Raw genomic sequence first — 16,086 nt, forward strand, 5'->3', positions numbered from 1 at the left:
GCGCGGCCGCCGACGAGGGCGGTGCTCAGATGCGGGACTGCACCTCCGCCAGCGAGGGGTTCGTCGCCGTCGAGCCGTCCGGGAACACGAGGGTCGGGACGGTCTGGTTCCCGCCGTTCACCGCGGCCACGAGTTCGGCCGTGCCGGGGGTCTCCTCGATGTTGACCTCGGTGTACGTGACACCGGCGCGGTCCATCTGGGTCTTCAGTCGCTTGCAGTAGCCGCACCAGCCGGTCGTGAACATCGTGACGGTGCCGGCGGCGGGGACGAACGCGTCCTTCGAGATCGTGTCACTCATGATGCCGACGGTAACCGACGTGCCTGCGCGGGTATTCCTGCCGGACGCCGCCCCGGCCCTCCCGGTCGGCCCACCGGACCGCAGGACCGGTTGACACACCTATCCGACATAGGTAGGTTCGGTCCATGGAACCACTCCAGCGCGTCACCGCACCGACGCTCGACGTCCTCCAGGCCCTGCTCGCCCAGGAGGAGCCACTCTGGGGCCTCGTGCTCATCAAGACCACGGGGCGCCCGTCCGGCACGGTCTACCCGATCCTCGAGCGGCTCGAGCGCCAGGGCTGGATCACCGGGTCATGGGATGACGACCCCGACCGATCCGGCCCGCGTCGCCGCCGCTACGCGTTCACGGGGGAGGGCCGGGTCGCCGCCCGCGACCTCGTCGCGTCCGCCGACGAGCACCGGGCACGCGCCGCCGCGCGACCGTCACGGCGCACCGCGCCCGGCCGGACGGTGACCCCGTGATCGGCCCCCGATCGTCGGCGGCTCGACACGGCGCCGAGGGCGCGTCGACCCCGCCGCACCCGCTCGCGCGAGCGGTCGTCGACCTCGCCGTCGCACTCTCGCCCGCCGACCACCGACCGGTCCGCATGGAGCAGTGGCACGCGGACCTCCGCGACGCCGCCGACCTCGACCTGCCCCGCGCGAGCCTGGCGTTCGGGGCGCTCACCACGGCGCTGTTCCACCGCCGCGCCGTCCACCGATCGACCTGGGGGGAATCCATGTCCGCACTGTCGGGGCGCGCCGCGCCGCGCACCATCCGCACGTCCTCGGCGCTCGTCGCCTTCGCCATCTGCTCGATGCTCGTCGGAGCCGGGCTGTCCGCCATGGGATCGCGCTACGACGGATCGGACTGGATCCGGGTCCTCACGGTCGTCGTCGTGGCCCTCCTCGTCGTCGTCCCGGCGCTCGCGGCCATCGGTGCCCTGCTGCTGACGGACGCGTCGACCCGCGGCCGCCGGCTCGCCGGTGTCGGGTTCGTCGTGCTCGGCGCGGCCGGACTCGCGGCCCTCGTCCTGACGTCGACGCCCGGACCCGCGTGGGCGTGGCTCGGTGGGTCGGCGGTCGCCGTGGCGGCCGGCCGCCTCGTGCTCCGCTCCAGGTCCGCGACGGACTGGTGGCTCCTCGGCATGCCCGTGATCGCGACGGCGCTCGGTTGGCCGTTGACCGAGGTCTGGAGCCTCGCGACCGTCGTGCCCTACACGGCGCTGTTCCTCGTCATGCTCCTGGCCTATGTCGTCCCCTTCCTCGGGAGCATCGCGGCGGCCGTCCTCGCCGGCCGTCTCGACGACGCTCGGGCCACCGGCGGCGGGCTGGTAGACAAGGACGTGTGAGCGACACGCACCTCGAGATCGAACGCACCTACGACCTGGCCCCGGAGGCCGAGTTGCCGGACCTGATCGGGGTCGGCGGGATCCTCCGCGCCGAGCGGCAGGAGCCGTTCGAGCTCGACGCCACGTACTGGGACACCGAGCGCTTCGACCTGGTGGCCGCACACGTGACGGTCCGCCGCCGCACGGGAGGCCCCGACGCCGGCTGGCACATCAAACGCGCGGCCTCGGACACGGTCCGGCACGAACAGCACTTCCCGCTCACTGAGGACACCGACACCGTGCCCGACGCGGTGCTCGCGGCGCTGTTCGCCGAGCGCCGGGGGCGGGCGCTGCGCCCCGTGGTGCGGATCCGGACGGAACGGGCCGTGACGCGCCTCCTGGACGAGGACGGCGACCAGGTCGCCGAGCTCGCGGACGACCACGTCAGCGCCTTCCGGCTCGACCCCGACGCGCCGACCGGGCCGCGGACGTGGCGCGAGGTCGAGGTCGAGGCGGTCGAGGGCGTCGACGAGCAGGTGGCGCAGACGCTGTTCGACGGCCTCGACGCGCGGTTCGCCGAGCGTGGTGCGCAGCCGGCGGCCGTCTCCTCGAAGCTCGCCCGTGGCCTCGCGGGCGTCGACGCCCCGCGCCTCCGCACCACGGACAAGCCGGCCAAGGGCTCCGCCGCGCGCGTCCTCCGCAAGCGCGTCGCGCGACTGCGCTCGTCGCTCGCCCGCCGGGAGGCCCGGCTCCGGTCCGGCGACACCGCCGACCTCCGCGGACTGGCCACCACGTCGCTCGGCCTGGCGGCGGTGCTCGGCGCCTACCGCGCCGCCTTCGCCGACGCGGACCTCACCGACCGCGCGGTGGCCGCCGCGGAGATGCTCGCCGACGTCGTGAGCCGTGCGGCGTCGGCCGAGTACCTCGTCGGCGACCTCCACCGGGCCGGGACGCCGGCGCAGGACGCACTCGTCGACACCCTGGCGCGCGAACGGCTCCTCGCGGCGACCCGTGAGCGTCGCGACGAGGCGGTGCGCGACACCCTCCGGTTCCTGCACACGCCGGAGTACCTCGACCTGCTCGACCTGCTCGACGACGCCGTGGAGCGACCCGAGCCGACCGCCTGGGCGCTCCGGACCCCGAAGCGGGTGGCGCAGGACGTCACGGCCGCCGAGAAGCCCGTCGTGCGCGAGCTCGTGCGCGCCGCGGTCGGTGACGACCCGGCGGACGAGACCGGCGACCGCGAGGCGACCGAACGCGCGTGGCTGGCCACGATGCGGATGCGGATCGCGATGGACGTCCTCGGGGACGAGGCCTTCCCGCATGCACTCGGCCGCCGGATCACCGTCGCGGCGGACGTCCTCACCGAGCGGGCGCAGTCCCTGCACGCGCTCGAGGAGCTCCGGCACGTCGCCGGCATCGCGACGCGCGCGGGGGAGGACACCTTCGGCTACGGCGTGCTCGCGGGCGACCGCGTGCGTCGTGCCGAGGAGTCCTACGACGACGCGGTGCAGGCCCTCTCGCGCGTCTGACCCAGCCCGTCACCCCCTCCCGCGAGATCGCAGTCGTTGCCGCTCAGGACGCTCCCGGAACGGCAACGACTGCGATCTCGCGGGTCGGGGATCGCGCCGTCAGGACCGCGGTTCGGCCTCGGCCAGACCGAGCACGTCGAGCAGCCACGCCAGCTCGAAGGCCCGCTCGCGCCAGGAGTCGTAGCGCCCGCTCACCCCGCCGTGTCCCGCCGCCATCTCGGTCTTGAGCAGCACCGGCGCACCGACCTCGCGCAGGCGCGCCGTCCACTTGGCGGGCTCGACGTACAGCACCCGGGTGTCGTTGATCGACGTGACCGCCAGGATCCGCGGGTAGGTGACGTCGTCGCGGACGTTCTCGTACGGCGTGTACTCGCTCATGTACCGGTAGACCTCGGGGTCGTGCAGGGGATCGCCCCACTCGTCCCACTCGATCACCGTGAGCGGCAGGTCCGGGTCGAGGATGCTCGTCAGCGCGTCGACGAACGGGACCGCCGCCAGGATCCCCGCGAACCGGTCCGGTGCGATGTTCGCGACGGCGCCCATGAGCAGCCCGCCGGCGCTGCCGCCTTCGGCGACGATGCGGTCCGGCGTGGTGCGGCCGGTCGCGATCAGGTGGTCGGCGACCGCCACGAAGTCGGTGAACGTGTTCTTCTTGGTCAGGGTCTTGCCCTGCTCGTACCAGTGCCGGCCCATCTCGCCGCCGCCGCGGACGTGCGCGACCGCGAACACGACGCCGCGGTCGAGCAGCGACAGCCGCATGACGCTGAAACCGGGGTCGATGCTGTGCTCGTACGAGCCGTAGCCGTACAGGTGGACGGGAGCGGGCCTCCCGGCCGGCACCGCGTCGCGGCGCCACACGAGCGAGACGGGCACGCGCGTGCCGTCCGGTGCCGTCGCCCACTGGCGTTCCTGCACGTAGTCCTCGGAGCGGTGGCCGCCGAGCACCGGCTGGCGCTTCCGCACCGTGATCGCGCCCGACGCGAGGTCGAGGTCGCCGACCGTCGACGGGGTCACGAACGACGTGAACGTCAGGCGCAGGGTGGGCTGGTCCCACTCGGGGTTGCCGCCGAAGCCCGCCGAGAACAGCTCCTCGTCGAACGGGACCTCGTGCGCGTCGCCGTACCCGTCGCCCTCGATCGGCACGATCGCGACGCGGGGGAGCGCCTCGGACCGGTACTCGACCGCGAGGTGGTGGGCGAACGCGTCCACCGACTCGATGCGGCGCTCCGGGTCGTGCGCGATGACCACGCGGCGGTCGCTCGCCGAGGTCGGGTCGTCGGCGGGCACGTCGACGAGCTCGAAGTTCTCGGCGCCGTCGTTGTGCAGGACGAGCAGCCGGTCACTCCCGCCGACGACCGCGTGCTCGACGTCGTACTCGACGCCCTCGCGACGCGGCCAGACGACGTGGAACTCGCCCGTCGGGTCCGCCGCGTCGAGCAGGTGGACCTCGGACGTGATCTTCGACCCGAGCTCGATCACGATGTACTGCGACGACCGGGTCACGCCGACGCCGACCCAGTAGCGGTCGTCGGGCTCCTGGAACACGGCGACGTCCTCGCCGGTCCCGCCGACCTCGTGCCGCCAGATGGTGTCCGGACGCCACGACTCGTCGACGGTGGGGTAGAACACGTACCGGCCCGACGGGTCGAACACGGCACCGGCCCCCGTGCCCTCGATGACGTCCGGCAGGTCCGCACCGCTCGTGAGGTCGCGCACGTGCAGCGTGTACCGCTCGTCGCCGGCCGTGTCGATGCCGTAGACCAGGCGCTCGCCGTCGTCGCTGACGTCGTACGTGCCGAGCGCGAAGAAGTCGTGCCCCGCGGCGAGCAGGTTGCCGTCGAGCACCACCTGCTCGCCCGGCACCTCGGCGCCCGCCTCGACCTCGGGCGGGGTCCAGTCGTCCTCGTCGGTGATCGGCGCGCGGCAGTGGACGCCGTACTGGCTGCCCTCGCTCGTGCGCGTGAAGTACCAGAACCGGCCCATCCGCACCGGCACGCTGAGGTCGGTCTCCTGCACCCGGGCACGGATCTCGTCGAACAGCCGGTCGCGCAGCGGGGCGAGGTGCGCGGTCGCCGCGTCGGTGTACGCGTTCTCGGCTTCGAGGTACGCGAGCGTCTCCGGGGACTCCTTGTCACGGAGCCACTCGTAGTCGTCCACGAACCGGACCCCGTGGTGGGTCCGGGTGACCGGGTGCTTCGCGGCGATGGGAGGGGTGGTCGAGGACGCGTCGGAGCTCACCGGCCCAGCCTAGGACGCGCTCCGGCGGTGCACCTGGACGGTCCGGGAGGCCCGGTGCTGGTGACCGAGATCGCATCCGCCGGTCGGTAGCGTGGTCCGCATGAGCAAACGATCCTTCGTCATCACCGGTGCCCACGTCGTCCCCGTCGTCGGGGACGAGTTCGACGGCGGCGCGGTCGTCGTCGAGGACGGACGCATCACCGCGGCGGGCCCGGACGTCGCCGTGCCCGAGGGACTGCCGGTCGTCGACGCGGCGGGCACGTGGCTCGTGCCGGGCTTCGTCGAGGCGCACGGCCACGTCGGCATCCACGAGGAGGCCAACGGCGTCGCGGGCAACGACACGAACGAGATGACCGGCCCGAACATGGCAGCCGTCCGCGCGATCGACGCGATCGACATCGACGACGAGGGCTTCCGGGACGCGCTGTCCGGCGGCGTCACCGCGATCGTGGTCAAGCCGGGCTCGGGCAACCCCATCGGTGGCCAGACCGTCGCGATCAAGAGCTGGGGCGGCCGGACGATCGACGAGCAGCTCATCTCGGACAGTGTCAGCGTCAAGAGCGCGCTCGGCGAGAACCCGAAGCGCGTCTACGGGGCGAAGGACCAGACGCCGTCGACCCGCCTCGGGGTCGCGAAGGTGATCCGCGAGGCCTTCGTCGCCGCCGACCACTACCGCACCGCCCGTGCGGCCGCCGCGGGGAAGGGCGAGCCGTTCGAACGCGACCTCACCAAGGAGACGCTCGCGCGCGTCCTCGACGGGGAGCTCGCCTGGGACCAGCACACGCACCGCCACGACGACATCGCCACCGCGATCCGCCTGTCCGAGGAGTTCGGTTACCGGCTCGTCGTCAACCACGGCACCGAGGGGCACAAGCTCGCGGGTCTCCTCGCCGAGAAGGACATCCCCGTCGTGTACGGCCCGCTGTTCACGAGTCGCTCGAAGGTGGAGCTCCGGGACCGCGCGATCACGAACCTCGCCGAGATCGCGGCGGCCGGGGTCCGGGTCGCGATCACGACGGACGCGCCCGTCGTGCCGATCAACATGCTCGTGCTGCAGGCGACGATGGCGGTCAAGGAGGGCCTGCCCCGGCAGACGGCGCTCGAGGCGCTGACGACGAACCCGGCGACGTTCCTCGGCTTCGGCGACCGCGTCGGTCAGATCACACCCGGCTACGACGCCGACCTCGTGCTCTGGTCGGGCGACCCGCTCGACGCGACCTCGCGGGCGCTCCGCGTCTTCATCGACGGCGCCGAGGTCTACACGTGGGACGCGGAGGCGCACCGCGGGGTGACCGTGCCGCGGTTCTGACCCCCGACCGCCCGCCGCGGCGCCGGTCGGGAGGCCCGGATCGCGACCGCCGTGCCGGGCGCGGCTCGGGCCTCCCGGCCGTCCGCCGGGTCACGGCGTCCGGCGCCTACGCGGTGCGGTCGAGCAGGAACGTGTTCATCGCGGCGGTGAGCTCGAGGTCCATGTCGCGCACGTCGCCGTTGACGGAACGGATCGGGGCAGCGAGCCGGGAGCTCGACACGAGCCACAGTGCGTCGGCGGCACGGAGGTCGTCGAGCGTCACGAGCTCGTACGAGGTCGCGATCCCGCGGTCCTCGGCGAAGGCGAAGACGTCCGCCTGCGTCGTCCCCGCGAGGATGCCGATGTCGGTCCGGGGCGTGACGAGGTCGTCGCCGCGTCGGAGCAGGAGCGTCGAGCGCGGGCCCTCGAGGACGTAGCCGTCGGTCGAGACGAACAGGGCGTCGTCGGCCCCGCGGCGAGCCGCCTCACGCAGGGCGGCCATGTTCACGGCGTACGACAGGGTCTTGGCGCCCTGGAGCAGCCAGGGACTCGTGCGGGCGACGTCGTGGCGGTACCCGCGGTCGAGCGTGACGACGGCGATGCCCTGCTCGCGGGGCATGGTGTACTCCTCGGCCGGGGCCGCGTACACGTAGCCCGTCGGTCGGCCGTCGCCCTCGACGCCGCGGGACATCACGGTCTTGCAGTAGGCCTCGCGGACCGGATCGAGTTCCGCGACGACGGCCTCGACCGCGCGGCGCCAGACGTCGAGGTCGGGTGCGGGCAGGTCGAGCATCGCGGCCGAGCGGGCGAGACGGTCGAGGTGTGCCTCGAGTGCCTGCGGTCGACCGTCCGTGACGTTCAGGGTCTCGAACACGCCGTCACCGCGGACCAAGCCGAGGTCGAGCACCTGGACGTGCGGCTCGATCGGACCCTCGAAGGTGAACGCGTCGGCGCCGGGGTCGTGCGCCTCGGCGTGCTGGGAGGGACGGTTCAGGATCGCGAGGACGGTTTCGGTCATGCGGTCAGTCAAGCGCATCCGCTGCCGGTCCCCGGGCCTGGTCCGCGGGTGTCCGCGGATGCGTCGGACCGGGTCAGCGGCCCTCGGGGATCGCGCCCATGAGCTTCCAGACCGCGCTCGACAGCTCCGGGTGCGCGAGCGCGATGCGCCGGAGGCGGTGGTACTCCTCGCCGTGCACCGTACCCGACCCCGACGACGGGTGCTGGGTGCGTCCGCCGGCACGGTGCTCGATGCGGGAGTCGACCTCGATGGCCTCGGCGCGGAGGATCAGCACGACCTGCTCGTCGACCGTCGGGATCAGGTGCATGAACTCCCACGGGTCGTCACCCTGGCGACAGCGGTGTTCGACGATGACGGCGATCTCCTCCGCCGCCTCGGCACGGAGCACCTCGAGGCTCCGCCCCGCGTTCCGGGACTCAGCCACGGTGTGCCCGTACCTGCGCTGCCATGGAGCGAGCCTACGCCACGCCTTCGGGGACATCGACGCCGCGCTCCCCGGCGTGCTCGGGCAGACTCGGAGCGTGCCGCACGTCGCGTCGAAGGACCAGCACCCGCGGGTGTGTGTCGTCTACCTGCTCCGATCCGGGCCCGCCGGGGTCGAGGTCCTGCTCGGACGGAAGCGGCGGGGGCTCGGGGTCGGACGGCTCGTCGGCCCCGGCGGCAAGCTCGAGCCCGGCGAGGACGCCCGCTCGGCCGCGGTGCGTGAGGTCGCGGAGGAGGTCGGGCTCGAGGTCCGTGCCGAGGACCTCGAGCCGCGGGGGACGCTCGACTACCGCTTCCCGTTCCGGCCGTCGTGGAGTCAGGTCTCGGACGTGTTCGTCGCCGAGCGGTGGGACGGCGAGCCGCGCGGTGGCGACGAGCTCGAACCGGGCTGGGTCCCCGTCGACGCCGTGCCCTACGACGCCTTGTGGGACGACGCCCGCTACTGGCTGCCGGGGGTCCTGCGCGGCGGGAGCGTCCGTGCGCGGTTCACCTTCGGCGAGGACTGTGCCACGGTGTCCGGGTTCACCGGGTCCGGCGTCCGTGCGGCGGTCGACTGATCGCGACGGCGCCGGTGCGGGGTGCGGCGGTGCCCTCGAGGCCCTCGAGCCCGCCCGTGAAGACGTCGCCCGTCATCCGGGCGTCCTGGAACCCCGCGTCGTGGTGGTCGTCACCGTCGCCTCGGCCGGGGCGGATGGTGCTCAGCGTGCCCGTCTCGGTCGACTGGAGTCCGTGCCGCGCGAGTTCCTCGTCGCGCTGCTGGCCCAGGAAATCGCGGTTCGCGGTCTGCGCGTCCCCGAACATCGTCGTGCGACCGGTGACGATCATCCGGATGCGGCGGTGCTCCCACCACATCTTGCCGACGACCATGAGCACGATCCCGGCCGCGGCGTAGGAGGCCATCGTGACCAGCCCGCGCTCGTACGAGGGTCCGACCCCGTACACCGTGTGCTTGATCATCTCGACCATGCTCGAGCCCACCACGACGTGGTTCAGCCAGGCGAACGGCTCCGGCATGAACCACTTCGGGTAGGCGCCACCCGACGACGGCATCGACAGGAAGACGAAACAGATCATGGCGGGTGCGGCGATGAACCGCCCGGCGAAGTAGCTCAGGCCGTTCACGGTCAGTCCGATGGCGACGATCCAGCCCCAGGCGATGAGCACGAGCGCGGCGAAGTGTCCGTGGATGGCGCCGACGACCGGGCCGGCCAGGGTGTTCGTGATGAGGGAGATGACGATCCCGCCCACCACGATGACCGCGACGCGCGTGCGGTGGCGCAGCGGGCCGCCCATGATGCCGATGAACATCGCCACCATGTACCCGCCGATGCACCACGCGAGCATGACGTACATGGCGACGGTGCCGTACTCGTCCCAGCGTGGCAACGGGGCGAGTTCGGTGATCGTCGGTGCCGGACCCCCACCGGCCGTGATCACCGACGACAGGGTCGCGGGGACGAGGCTCGCCACCTGGAACTGGTGCGCGCTCGCCTTGAACACCGTGTTCGACGACGGGTCGTAGGCGACCGCCATGAGTCCGCTCACCACGTCGTGCTTCGCGCGGGTGAGCGAGTCGACCGTGTGGAACACGTACTCGCCGGGCAGGGCCTTGTGCACGGCCGCGACGAGTGCCGGGTCCGACCCGACCAGCGCGATCGGGACGTCGTGCGGATGGGGTGCGTGGAACGCCGCGATGTAGCACAGGCAGAACCCGACGATGAAGAACAGGGGCATCCAGAGCTGCAGGCCGATGAGTTGCAGCGAGGGGTGGAGGGTTCCGTACCAGCGGCGGTAGCGACTGATGTGCTGGGGCTCGGGCGCACGGGTCACGGTCCGTCCCCGCCCGGCGATGCGGGTACCCCGACGCGGCGACGATCCCCGGGTCGCCGGCCTCGTGGTGCGGGCCGTCGGTGTGCTGCGGTGCACTCCGGCACGGTCCGGGACGTCGTTGTTGCGCGGTGTGCTCACGCGGGCTGGGCCACCTCTCTGGGCTTCGGACGGAGGCTTCCAGGGTACGCCGCGGCCGCTTCGAGCCCACATGGCCGGGAGGTGCGGGCCGCGCGGTCAGGACCGGCTGCGGCCCGCCTGGGACGAGTCCATCGCGAGCTCCTCGGCGTCCAGGCTGATGAGGACGCGGCGCATGACCTCTTCGTCCAGGGCGCCGTGCTCGCGCTCGCGCAGCACGACCTCGCGCCGGCGGGCGAGGAGCTCGCGCCGGACCGCCTGGACCTCGGCGGCGGTGAGCCGGGACGGGGCCTCGCGGGCGTCGAGGCGCTCGTCCTCGGCGTCGTGCTGGAAGTCCTCGGCCTGCCGCTCCAAGCGCCGCCGCAGCCGGCCCACGGTCGCGTCCACGGCCTCCCGTCCGTACCGCTCCGCCCAGACGTCCTGCCGCTCGCGGATCAGGTCGATCGCCGCCTCGGTCGTGCGGTGGGACAACAGGAGCTCGGCCGCGGTGTCGCGCTCGTGCTCGCCCGGGTCGTGGACGTGCAGACGGCGGATGACGATCGGCAGGGTGAGCCCCTGCAGCAGGAGGGTCCCCACGGTGACGACGAACGCGATGAGGAAGATGGTGTCCTGCGCGGGGATGTGCGTCGGCGAGGACACGACGGCGACGGCGGCGGCCAGGGTGACCACGCCGCGCATCCCCGTCCACGAGATCACCGTGAGCTCCTGCCAGGTCATCCGTGGTTCGGCCGCGCCGCGGAGCCACCGGAGGCGCGGCCTGCCCCGGGTCGCGCGGACGACGAGCGGTCGGAGCCAGCGCCCGTTCAGGCGGCGCCGCCAGTACGACAGGAACACGAACGCGGGACGGACGAGCACGACGACGCCGAGCACCACGAAGGCCACCCCGACGCTCTCGAGCAGGCTGCGGTCGCTGGCGAGCGTCTCGCGCACGACCGTGTTGAGCTGCAGCCCGATGAGCGCGAACACGAAGCCCTCGAGGATGACGTCGGCGCTCGTCCACAGTGGGCGCTCCTGGAGACGGGTCTCGTAGCCCTCCTTCGGCGAGTTGTACCCGATGTACAGGCCGGCCGTGACGACCGCGATCACGCCCGAGCCGCCGAGTTCCTCGGCGAGGACGTAGGCCACGAACGGGAGCAGGATGCTCATGATGGTCGCGATCACCGGGTCGCCCAGCCGCATCCGGAGCCAGTGCACGAGCACGCCGAGGACCCCGCCGACCAGGAGTCCCACGACGATCGCCAGGGCGAAGATCCCGGCGTCCTCCCACAGGGTCAGCGACTCGCCCGCGATGATGAGCGTGAAGACGCGGACGAGGGTCAGGGACGCCGCGTCGTTGATGAGGCTCTCGCCCGACAGCACGGTCATCACGCGGCGGGGGAGCCCGAGCTTCCGGCCGATCGCCGCGGCCGACACGGCGTCGGGCGGGGCGACGATCGCGCCGACGAGGATCGCGGCGGGCAGGGTCATGTCCGGTACGAGCAGGTAGGCGACGGCGCCGACGACGATCGCGGTCACGATCACGAGCACGATGCCGAGCCGACGGATCTGCCGGAGCGACTGCCGGAAGCTCTGCCACGTCACGTCGAGCGCCGCGGAGTACAGCAGCGGCGGCAGCACCACGGTGAGGATGACGTCGGAGTCGATCTCGATGTGCGGCAGCCCGGGGACGAACGAGGCGGCGAGCGCGGCGGCGGTGACGAGGAGCGGCGCGGGCAGGCCCTTGGCGCGGGCGAACGCGGTGAGCGCGAGGGACACCACGAGGACCACGAGCAGTTCGGCGATGTCCATCGGGCGGGAGTCCTCTCGTCGTCGGCCTGTCCATCTTCTCAGAGACCGCCTGGTGCGGGCTGGACGGGCCCTGAGCGCGACGACAGCGGACGAGGACGGGCGGTGCTCGCCCACGGAGTGGACGGGGGATGGACATCAGGTTGCCCCGCGGTGCCCGGAACTGGGAGACTCGTCGGCGGTGGATCTCACACTCATAGTCGTCCTGGTCATCGCGTTGGCCCTCTTCTTCGACTTCACGAACGGTTTTCACGACACCGCCAACGCGATGGCGACCCCGATCGCGACCGGCGCGATGAAGCCGACGGTCGCGGTGTCCGTCGCGGCGGTGCTCAACCTCGTCGGGGCGTTCCTCAGCACCGAGGTGGCGACATCGATCTCGCACGGCCTCATCAACGAGGGGCCGGGTGGCGTCGCGATCACCCCGGCGATGATCTTCGCGGGGCTCATCGGTGCCGTGACCTGGAACATGATCACCTGGCTCCGCGGCCTGCCGTCCTCGTCCAGCCACGCGCTGTTCGGTGGCCTCATCGGCGCGGCCATCGTCGGCGCGGGCTTCGGCTCGGTGAACTACGCCTCGCTCCTCACGGTGGTAATCATCCCGGCCGTCCTCTCGCCGGTCATCGCATCGGTGGTCGCGTTCCTGGCGACCCGCATCGCCTACGCGGTCACGCGGCGCAAGGGCGCGCCGAACGAACGCGGCGGCTTCCGCATCGGTCAGATCTTCACCTCGTCCATGGTGTCGCTCGCCCACGGCACGAACGACGCCCAGAAGACCATGGGCGTCATCACGCTCACGCTCATCGCGGGCGGGTTCCAGCGCAGCGGGTCGGGCCCGGAACTCTGGGTGATCGTGGCCTGCGCCATGGCGATCGCGCTCGGCACGTACACGGGCGGTTGGCGCATCATCCGGACGCTCGGCAGCGGGCTCACGGACATCCGCGCGACGCAGGGCTTCGCCGCCGAGGCCTCGACCGCCGCGACGATCCTCGCGTCGAGCCACGTGGGCTTCGCCCTGTCGACGACGCAGGTGTCGTCGGGATCGATCATCGGTGCGGGGCTCGGTCGCCGCGGGTCGAAGATCCAGTGGTCGACGGCGGGCAAGATCGTCATCGCGTGGTTCATCACGTTGCCCGCCTCGGCAGCCGTCGGCGCGGTGGCGTCGGCGATCGCCCGCATCGGCACGGCCGGGCTCGTCGTCGACGCCGTGCTCGGGGCCGTGATCATCGCCGGGCTGTTCCTGTGGTCGCGGCGGAACCCGGTCGAGCAGGCCGCGGCGATCGAGGTCGACGTCGCCGCGAACTCGGTCCTCACGCGCAAGCAGCGCCGCGACCTGCAGCGCCGGAAGCGTGCTGAGGAGGTCGCGGCCCGCCGGGTGGCGTTGAGCCGCGAGAAGACCCTGCGCCGGATGGCCGCACGGAGAGGAGGCCGTCGATGATCGACTGGGGAGGCTTCTTGCTCGTCGTGCTCGTCGCGCTGATCTCCGCGTGCTTCGTCACCTCGGTGTACGGGCTCGGACTCCGTCTGTGGGTCACCGGGCGCGACGGCCGCGCGCGGTCGGCGCGCGCGGCGGCGGTGCTGTGCTTCGCGGTCTGCGCGGCCACGGTGCTGTACGGGGTGTACCTGATCGTCCCGCAGTTCCACCAGTAGCCCCGTCGGCCCGGTCACGAGACCGACGGAGCGGGCGCGGGTCGGGCCTCCCGGCCGTCAGTCCGTCGGCAGCGGCCGCTCGTCGGCGCGCACGCGGACCTGGTTCGCGAGGTCGCGCAGACGCTGTTCCTCGCGTTCGGTCTCGGGATCGGGCTCGGGCAGCTCCGCGGCGGCCAGGCGCACCTGCCGCGCGGTCGCGACGTCGTGGTCGTGCCACCGTGCCAGCGCGAAGTTGCGGCGCACGTCGCGGAGGGGGAGGCGGATCGTGGCGTCCGCCTCGACGCCGGCGAACAGCTGCCGCATCCGGATGATCTCCGAGTCGAGCTCGCCCCCGACCACGAGCACGAAGTTCGAGATGTAGAGGTAGACGAGCAGCAGGATCGCGCCACCGAGCCAGCCGTACGCGTGGTTGATGGACCCGATCGTCTTGACGTACACGACGAACCCGAGGGTCGCGAGGGCCCAGGTGCCGATCGCGAACCCGGCTCCGGCCGAGACCCACCGCAGGTGTGGTGCCCGGACGTTCGGCGTCGCGTAGTACAGCACCCCGACCATGACGACGAGGGTCGCGAGGAGGACGGGCCACTTGCCGACGTCCCACAGGCCCTCGAGCCAGGCCGGCCACCCCATCCGGTGCACGACCGTGGCGACCGCCGTCGGGGTGCCGAGCAGGATCGTGATCGCCACGGCGCCCCCGACCATGATGAGCATCGTGACGAGCAGCATCATGCTGCGGAACTTCCAGATCCGTCGCCCCTCCTCGACCTCGTAGGCCGTGTTCATCGCGCGCCCGAACGCGGTCGCGTACCCGGACAGCGACCACAGGGTCAGGAGGAGGCCGATGGCCAACGCGAGCTCCGGGCTGTCGAGCGCGGTGAGCTGCCGGAGCGGCGTCTCGAGGTGTCGCGCGGTCTCCGGGCGGATGATGGCGCCGAGGATCTGGATGATGTCGGTGATCGTGTCACCGGAGCGGTCGAGGATCGACACGGCCGACACGACGGTCAGGGCCGTGGGGAACGCCGTCAGCGTGGCGAAGAAGGTGAGCGAGGCAGCGGCGTCGACGACCCGGTGCCGGATGACCTGGTGGGTCGTCCGCCGGACGACCGCCCGGAACCCGGTGCGCTTGAGGGCACGCGAGTCGGCGTCCTGCATGCCCCCCACGCTAGCCGTCCGCGGGGCGGAGGGCGTCGTACCGCCGGAACGAGGGAACGAGGCGCAGCAGGAGCGCCACGAGTCCGATGATCACGACGCCGCCGACGATCGGCGGGACCGCGATGCCGACGGCCACGACGAGGCCCGCGTACAGGTCGCCGATCCGGGGACCGCCGGTCACCACGACGACGAAGATGCCCTGCAGTCGGCCGCGCATGCCGTCCGGTGCGGCGGCCTGGAGGATCGTCCCGCGGAACACGCTGCTCACGTTGTCCGCACCACCGGACACCAGGAGCGCCGCGGACGCGAGCACGAGCGCCGGCAGGATCCCGATGCCGAACCCGACGTGGGCGCGGCCGCCGAGCGCGTGGGCGGCCGCGATCACGATGCCGAACACGGCGATCGAGGCCCCGTAGACCGTGATCGCCCAACCCACCGCCTCACCCTGGCGTCGGACGTGTCCGAGCGGGCCGGAGAACACGCTCGACACGAGTGCCCCCACGGCGTACGCGGCCGTGAGCACGCCGACCGTGATCGAGCCGCCACCGATGACGAGCGCCCCGATCGCGGGGAACAGGACGCGGGGTTGGCCGAACGTCATCGCGATGATGTCGAGCACGAACGTCATCGTGATCGTCGGGGAGCGCCGGAGGAACCGCGCGCCCTCGACGAGCGACCCGAGCCCCGGGCGCTGTGCGTCGTGCTCCGGCGCCATGCGCGGCAGCGTGATGACCCCCGTGAACGCGAAGCTGAAGAGGACGACGTCGATCGTGTAGGTGGGCGCGTACCCGACGGCGGCCACGAGCACGCCGGCGACGGCGGGCCCCACCGTGACCGCGAATCCCGTCCCGATGCCGCTGAGCGCTCCGGCGGCCGGCAGCAGGTCGGTGCCGATGAGCCGCGGGATGATCGCGGAGCGGGAGGCCCCGATCACCGTCCCGGCGACCGCGTTCACCGTCGCGAGCACGTACAGCAGCGCCACGTTCTCGAGGCCGAGCCAGGCGTGCGTGGCGATGAGGGCGGTGGACACCCAGGCGAGGACCGCGCTCGCGAGGGCGACGGCGCGGCGGTCGAACGCGTCGGCGAGCATGCCGCCGTACAGCCCGGCCGCGATCATCGGCACGAGCGAGATGACCCCGACGAGCGAGACCGCGAACGTCGACCGGGTGATGTCGTACACCTCGAGGCCGACGGCGACGGTCGTCATCTGGGTCCCGATGCCGGCGACCGAGCTCCCGACCCAGAGGCGGGCGAACGCGGGGGACCGGCGCAGCGGCGTGAGGTCGGCGAGGAGCGACCGGTGCCGGGTCGGCTCGGTGTCGACGGACGCGGGAGGGGTCGGAGTGGTGGGGGTCTGATCGTGGG

At 72.4% G+C, this 16,086-nt stretch carries 15 protein-coding genes; 7 read left to right on the forward strand and 8 right to left on the reverse strand.

Annotation, left to right across the window (positions count from 1 at the left end):
- Nucleotides 1–25: 25 nt before the first annotated feature.
- Complete coding sequence (locus tag DEI81_RS12600) at nt 26–298, reverse strand: mycoredoxin (RefSeq protein WP_111011066.1); 273 nt, start codon at nt 296–298, stop codon at nt 26–28.
- A gap of 125 nt (nt 299–423) precedes the next feature.
- On the opposite strand from DEI81_RS12600, the gene DEI81_RS12605 reads away from it, so the two are divergent.
- The 3 genes from DEI81_RS12605 to DEI81_RS12610 are packed head-to-tail and all read left to right on the forward strand — an operon-like array spanning nt 424 to nt 3,142.
- A complete protein-coding gene (locus tag DEI81_RS12605) occupies nt 424–762 on the forward strand; it encodes a PadR family transcriptional regulator (protein ID WP_111011067.1) in 339 nt (112 codons plus the stop codon).
- Complete coding sequence (locus DEI81_RS16035) at nt 759–1,631, forward strand: hypothetical protein (protein WP_146244093.1); 873 nt, start codon at nt 759–761, stop codon at nt 1,629–1,631. The genes DEI81_RS12605 and DEI81_RS16035 overlap by 4 nt, the downstream gene beginning before the upstream one ends.
- Nucleotides 1,628–3,142, forward strand: coding sequence for a CYTH domain-containing protein (locus DEI81_RS12610; protein ID WP_146244094.1), 1,515 nt, complete (start codon nt 1,628–1,630; stop codon nt 3,140–3,142). Before DEI81_RS16035 ends, DEI81_RS12610 begins: the two co-directional genes overlap by 4 nt.
- Before the next feature lie 99 nt (nt 3,143–3,241).
- Here the strand turns inward: DEI81_RS12610 and DEI81_RS12615 are convergent, their stop codons facing one another.
- Entirely contained in the window at nt 3,242–5,380 is a 2,139-nt protein-coding gene (locus DEI81_RS12615) for a S9 family peptidase (RefSeq protein ID WP_111011069.1), read from the reverse strand.
- 100 nt (nt 5,381–5,480) lie between these two features.
- Between DEI81_RS12615 and DEI81_RS12620 the strand changes: the two genes are divergently transcribed.
- Entirely contained in the window at nt 5,481–6,689 is a 1,209-nt protein-coding gene (locus DEI81_RS12620; protein ID WP_111011070.1) for an amidohydrolase, read from the forward strand.
- Nucleotides 6,690–6,795: 106 nt separating this feature from the next.
- On the opposite strand, the gene DEI81_RS12625 is transcribed toward DEI81_RS12620, so the two are convergent.
- Nucleotides 6,796–7,686 (reverse strand): aminodeoxychorismate lyase, encoded by an 891-nt coding sequence (locus DEI81_RS12625; RefSeq protein WP_111011071.1) that lies wholly within the window; start codon nt 7,684–7,686, stop codon nt 6,796–6,798.
- Nucleotides 7,687–7,759: 73 nt separating this feature from the next.
- Complete coding sequence (locus DEI81_RS16040) at nt 7,760–8,110, reverse strand: tryptophan synthase subunit alpha (protein WP_111013891.1); 351 nt, start codon at nt 8,108–8,110, stop codon at nt 7,760–7,762.
- 97 nt (nt 8,111–8,207) lie between these two features.
- Between DEI81_RS16040 and DEI81_RS12630 the strand changes: the two genes are divergently transcribed.
- Complete coding sequence (locus DEI81_RS12630) at nt 8,208–8,726, forward strand: 8-oxo-dGTP diphosphatase (protein WP_181435415.1); 519 nt, start codon at nt 8,208–8,210, stop codon at nt 8,724–8,726.
- On the opposite strand, the gene DEI81_RS12635 is transcribed toward DEI81_RS12630, so the two are convergent.
- Both DEI81_RS12635 and DEI81_RS12640 read right to left on the reverse strand, forming a co-directional pair.
- Complete coding sequence (locus DEI81_RS12635; protein WP_146244096.1) at nt 8,692–9,999, reverse strand: ABC transporter permease; 1,308 nt, start codon at nt 9,997–9,999, stop codon at nt 8,692–8,694. The two genes, DEI81_RS12630 and DEI81_RS12635, sit on opposite strands and share 35 nt — an antisense overlap.
- Nucleotides 10,000–10,233: 234 nt before the next feature.
- On the reverse strand, nt 10,234–11,922 hold the full coding sequence (locus tag DEI81_RS12640; protein ID WP_111011074.1) for a sodium:proton antiporter: 1,689 nt from the start codon (nt 11,920–11,922) through the stop codon (nt 10,234–10,236).
- Between the two features lie 178 nt (nt 11,923–12,100).
- On the opposite strand from DEI81_RS12640, the gene DEI81_RS12645 reads away from it, so the two are divergent.
- Both DEI81_RS12645 and DEI81_RS12650 read left to right on the forward strand, forming a co-directional pair.
- Nucleotides 12,101–13,357 (forward strand): inorganic phosphate transporter, encoded by a 1,257-nt coding sequence (locus DEI81_RS12645; protein WP_111011075.1) that lies wholly within the window; start codon nt 12,101–12,103, stop codon nt 13,355–13,357.
- Nucleotides 13,354–13,569 carry a hypothetical protein gene (locus tag DEI81_RS12650; RefSeq protein ID WP_111011076.1) on the forward strand — a complete coding sequence of 72 codons (216 nt, stop codon included), beginning with the start codon at nt 13,354–13,356 and terminating at the stop codon, nt 13,567–13,569. Before DEI81_RS12645 ends, DEI81_RS12650 begins: the two co-directional genes overlap by 4 nt.
- Nucleotides 13,570–13,626: 57 nt before the next feature.
- Here the strand turns inward: DEI81_RS12650 and DEI81_RS12655 are convergent, their stop codons facing one another.
- A complete protein-coding gene (locus tag DEI81_RS12655; protein WP_146244097.1) occupies nt 13,627–14,721 on the reverse strand; it encodes a YihY/virulence factor BrkB family protein in 1,095 nt (364 codons plus the stop codon).
- A 10-nt stretch (nt 14,722–14,731) separates the two neighbouring features.
- Nucleotides 14,732–16,086 (reverse strand): MFS transporter (locus DEI81_RS12660; protein ID WP_375334774.1); only part of this gene is annotated, 1,355 nt, incomplete at its 5' end.

This window comes from Curtobacterium sp. MCBD17_013 (genome assembly GCF_003234565.1).
Classification (GTDB): domain Bacteria; phylum Actinomycetota; class Actinomycetes; order Actinomycetales; family Microbacteriaceae; genus Curtobacterium.

Bases quoted from the DNA above. Each gene is read 5' to 3' on its own strand.
- DEI81_RS12600 (WP_111011066.1), bottom strand. From the start codon at position 298: ATGAGTGACACGATCTCGAAGGACGCGTTCGTCCCCGCCGCCGGCACC.
- DEI81_RS12605 (WP_111011067.1), top strand. From the start codon at position 424: ATGGAACCACTCCAGCGCGTCACCGCACCGACGCTCGACGTCCTCCAG.
- DEI81_RS12620 (WP_111011070.1), top strand. From the start codon at position 5,481: ATGAGCAAACGATCCTTCGTCATCACCGGTGCCCACGTCGTCCCCGTC.
- DEI81_RS12625 (WP_111011071.1), bottom strand. From the start codon at position 7,686: ATGACCGAAACCGTCCTCGCGATCCTGAACCGTCCCTCCCAGCACGCC.
- DEI81_RS12640 (WP_111011074.1), bottom strand. From the start codon at position 11,922: ATGGACATCGCCGAACTGCTCGTGGTCCTCGTGGTGTCCCTCGCGCTC.
- DEI81_RS12650 (WP_111011076.1), top strand. From the start codon at position 13,354: ATGATCGACTGGGGAGGCTTCTTGCTCGTCGTGCTCGTCGCGCTGATC.
- DEI81_RS12655 (WP_146244097.1), bottom strand. From the start codon at position 14,721: ATGCAGGACGCCGACTCGCGTGCCCTCAAGCGCACCGGGTTCCGGGCG.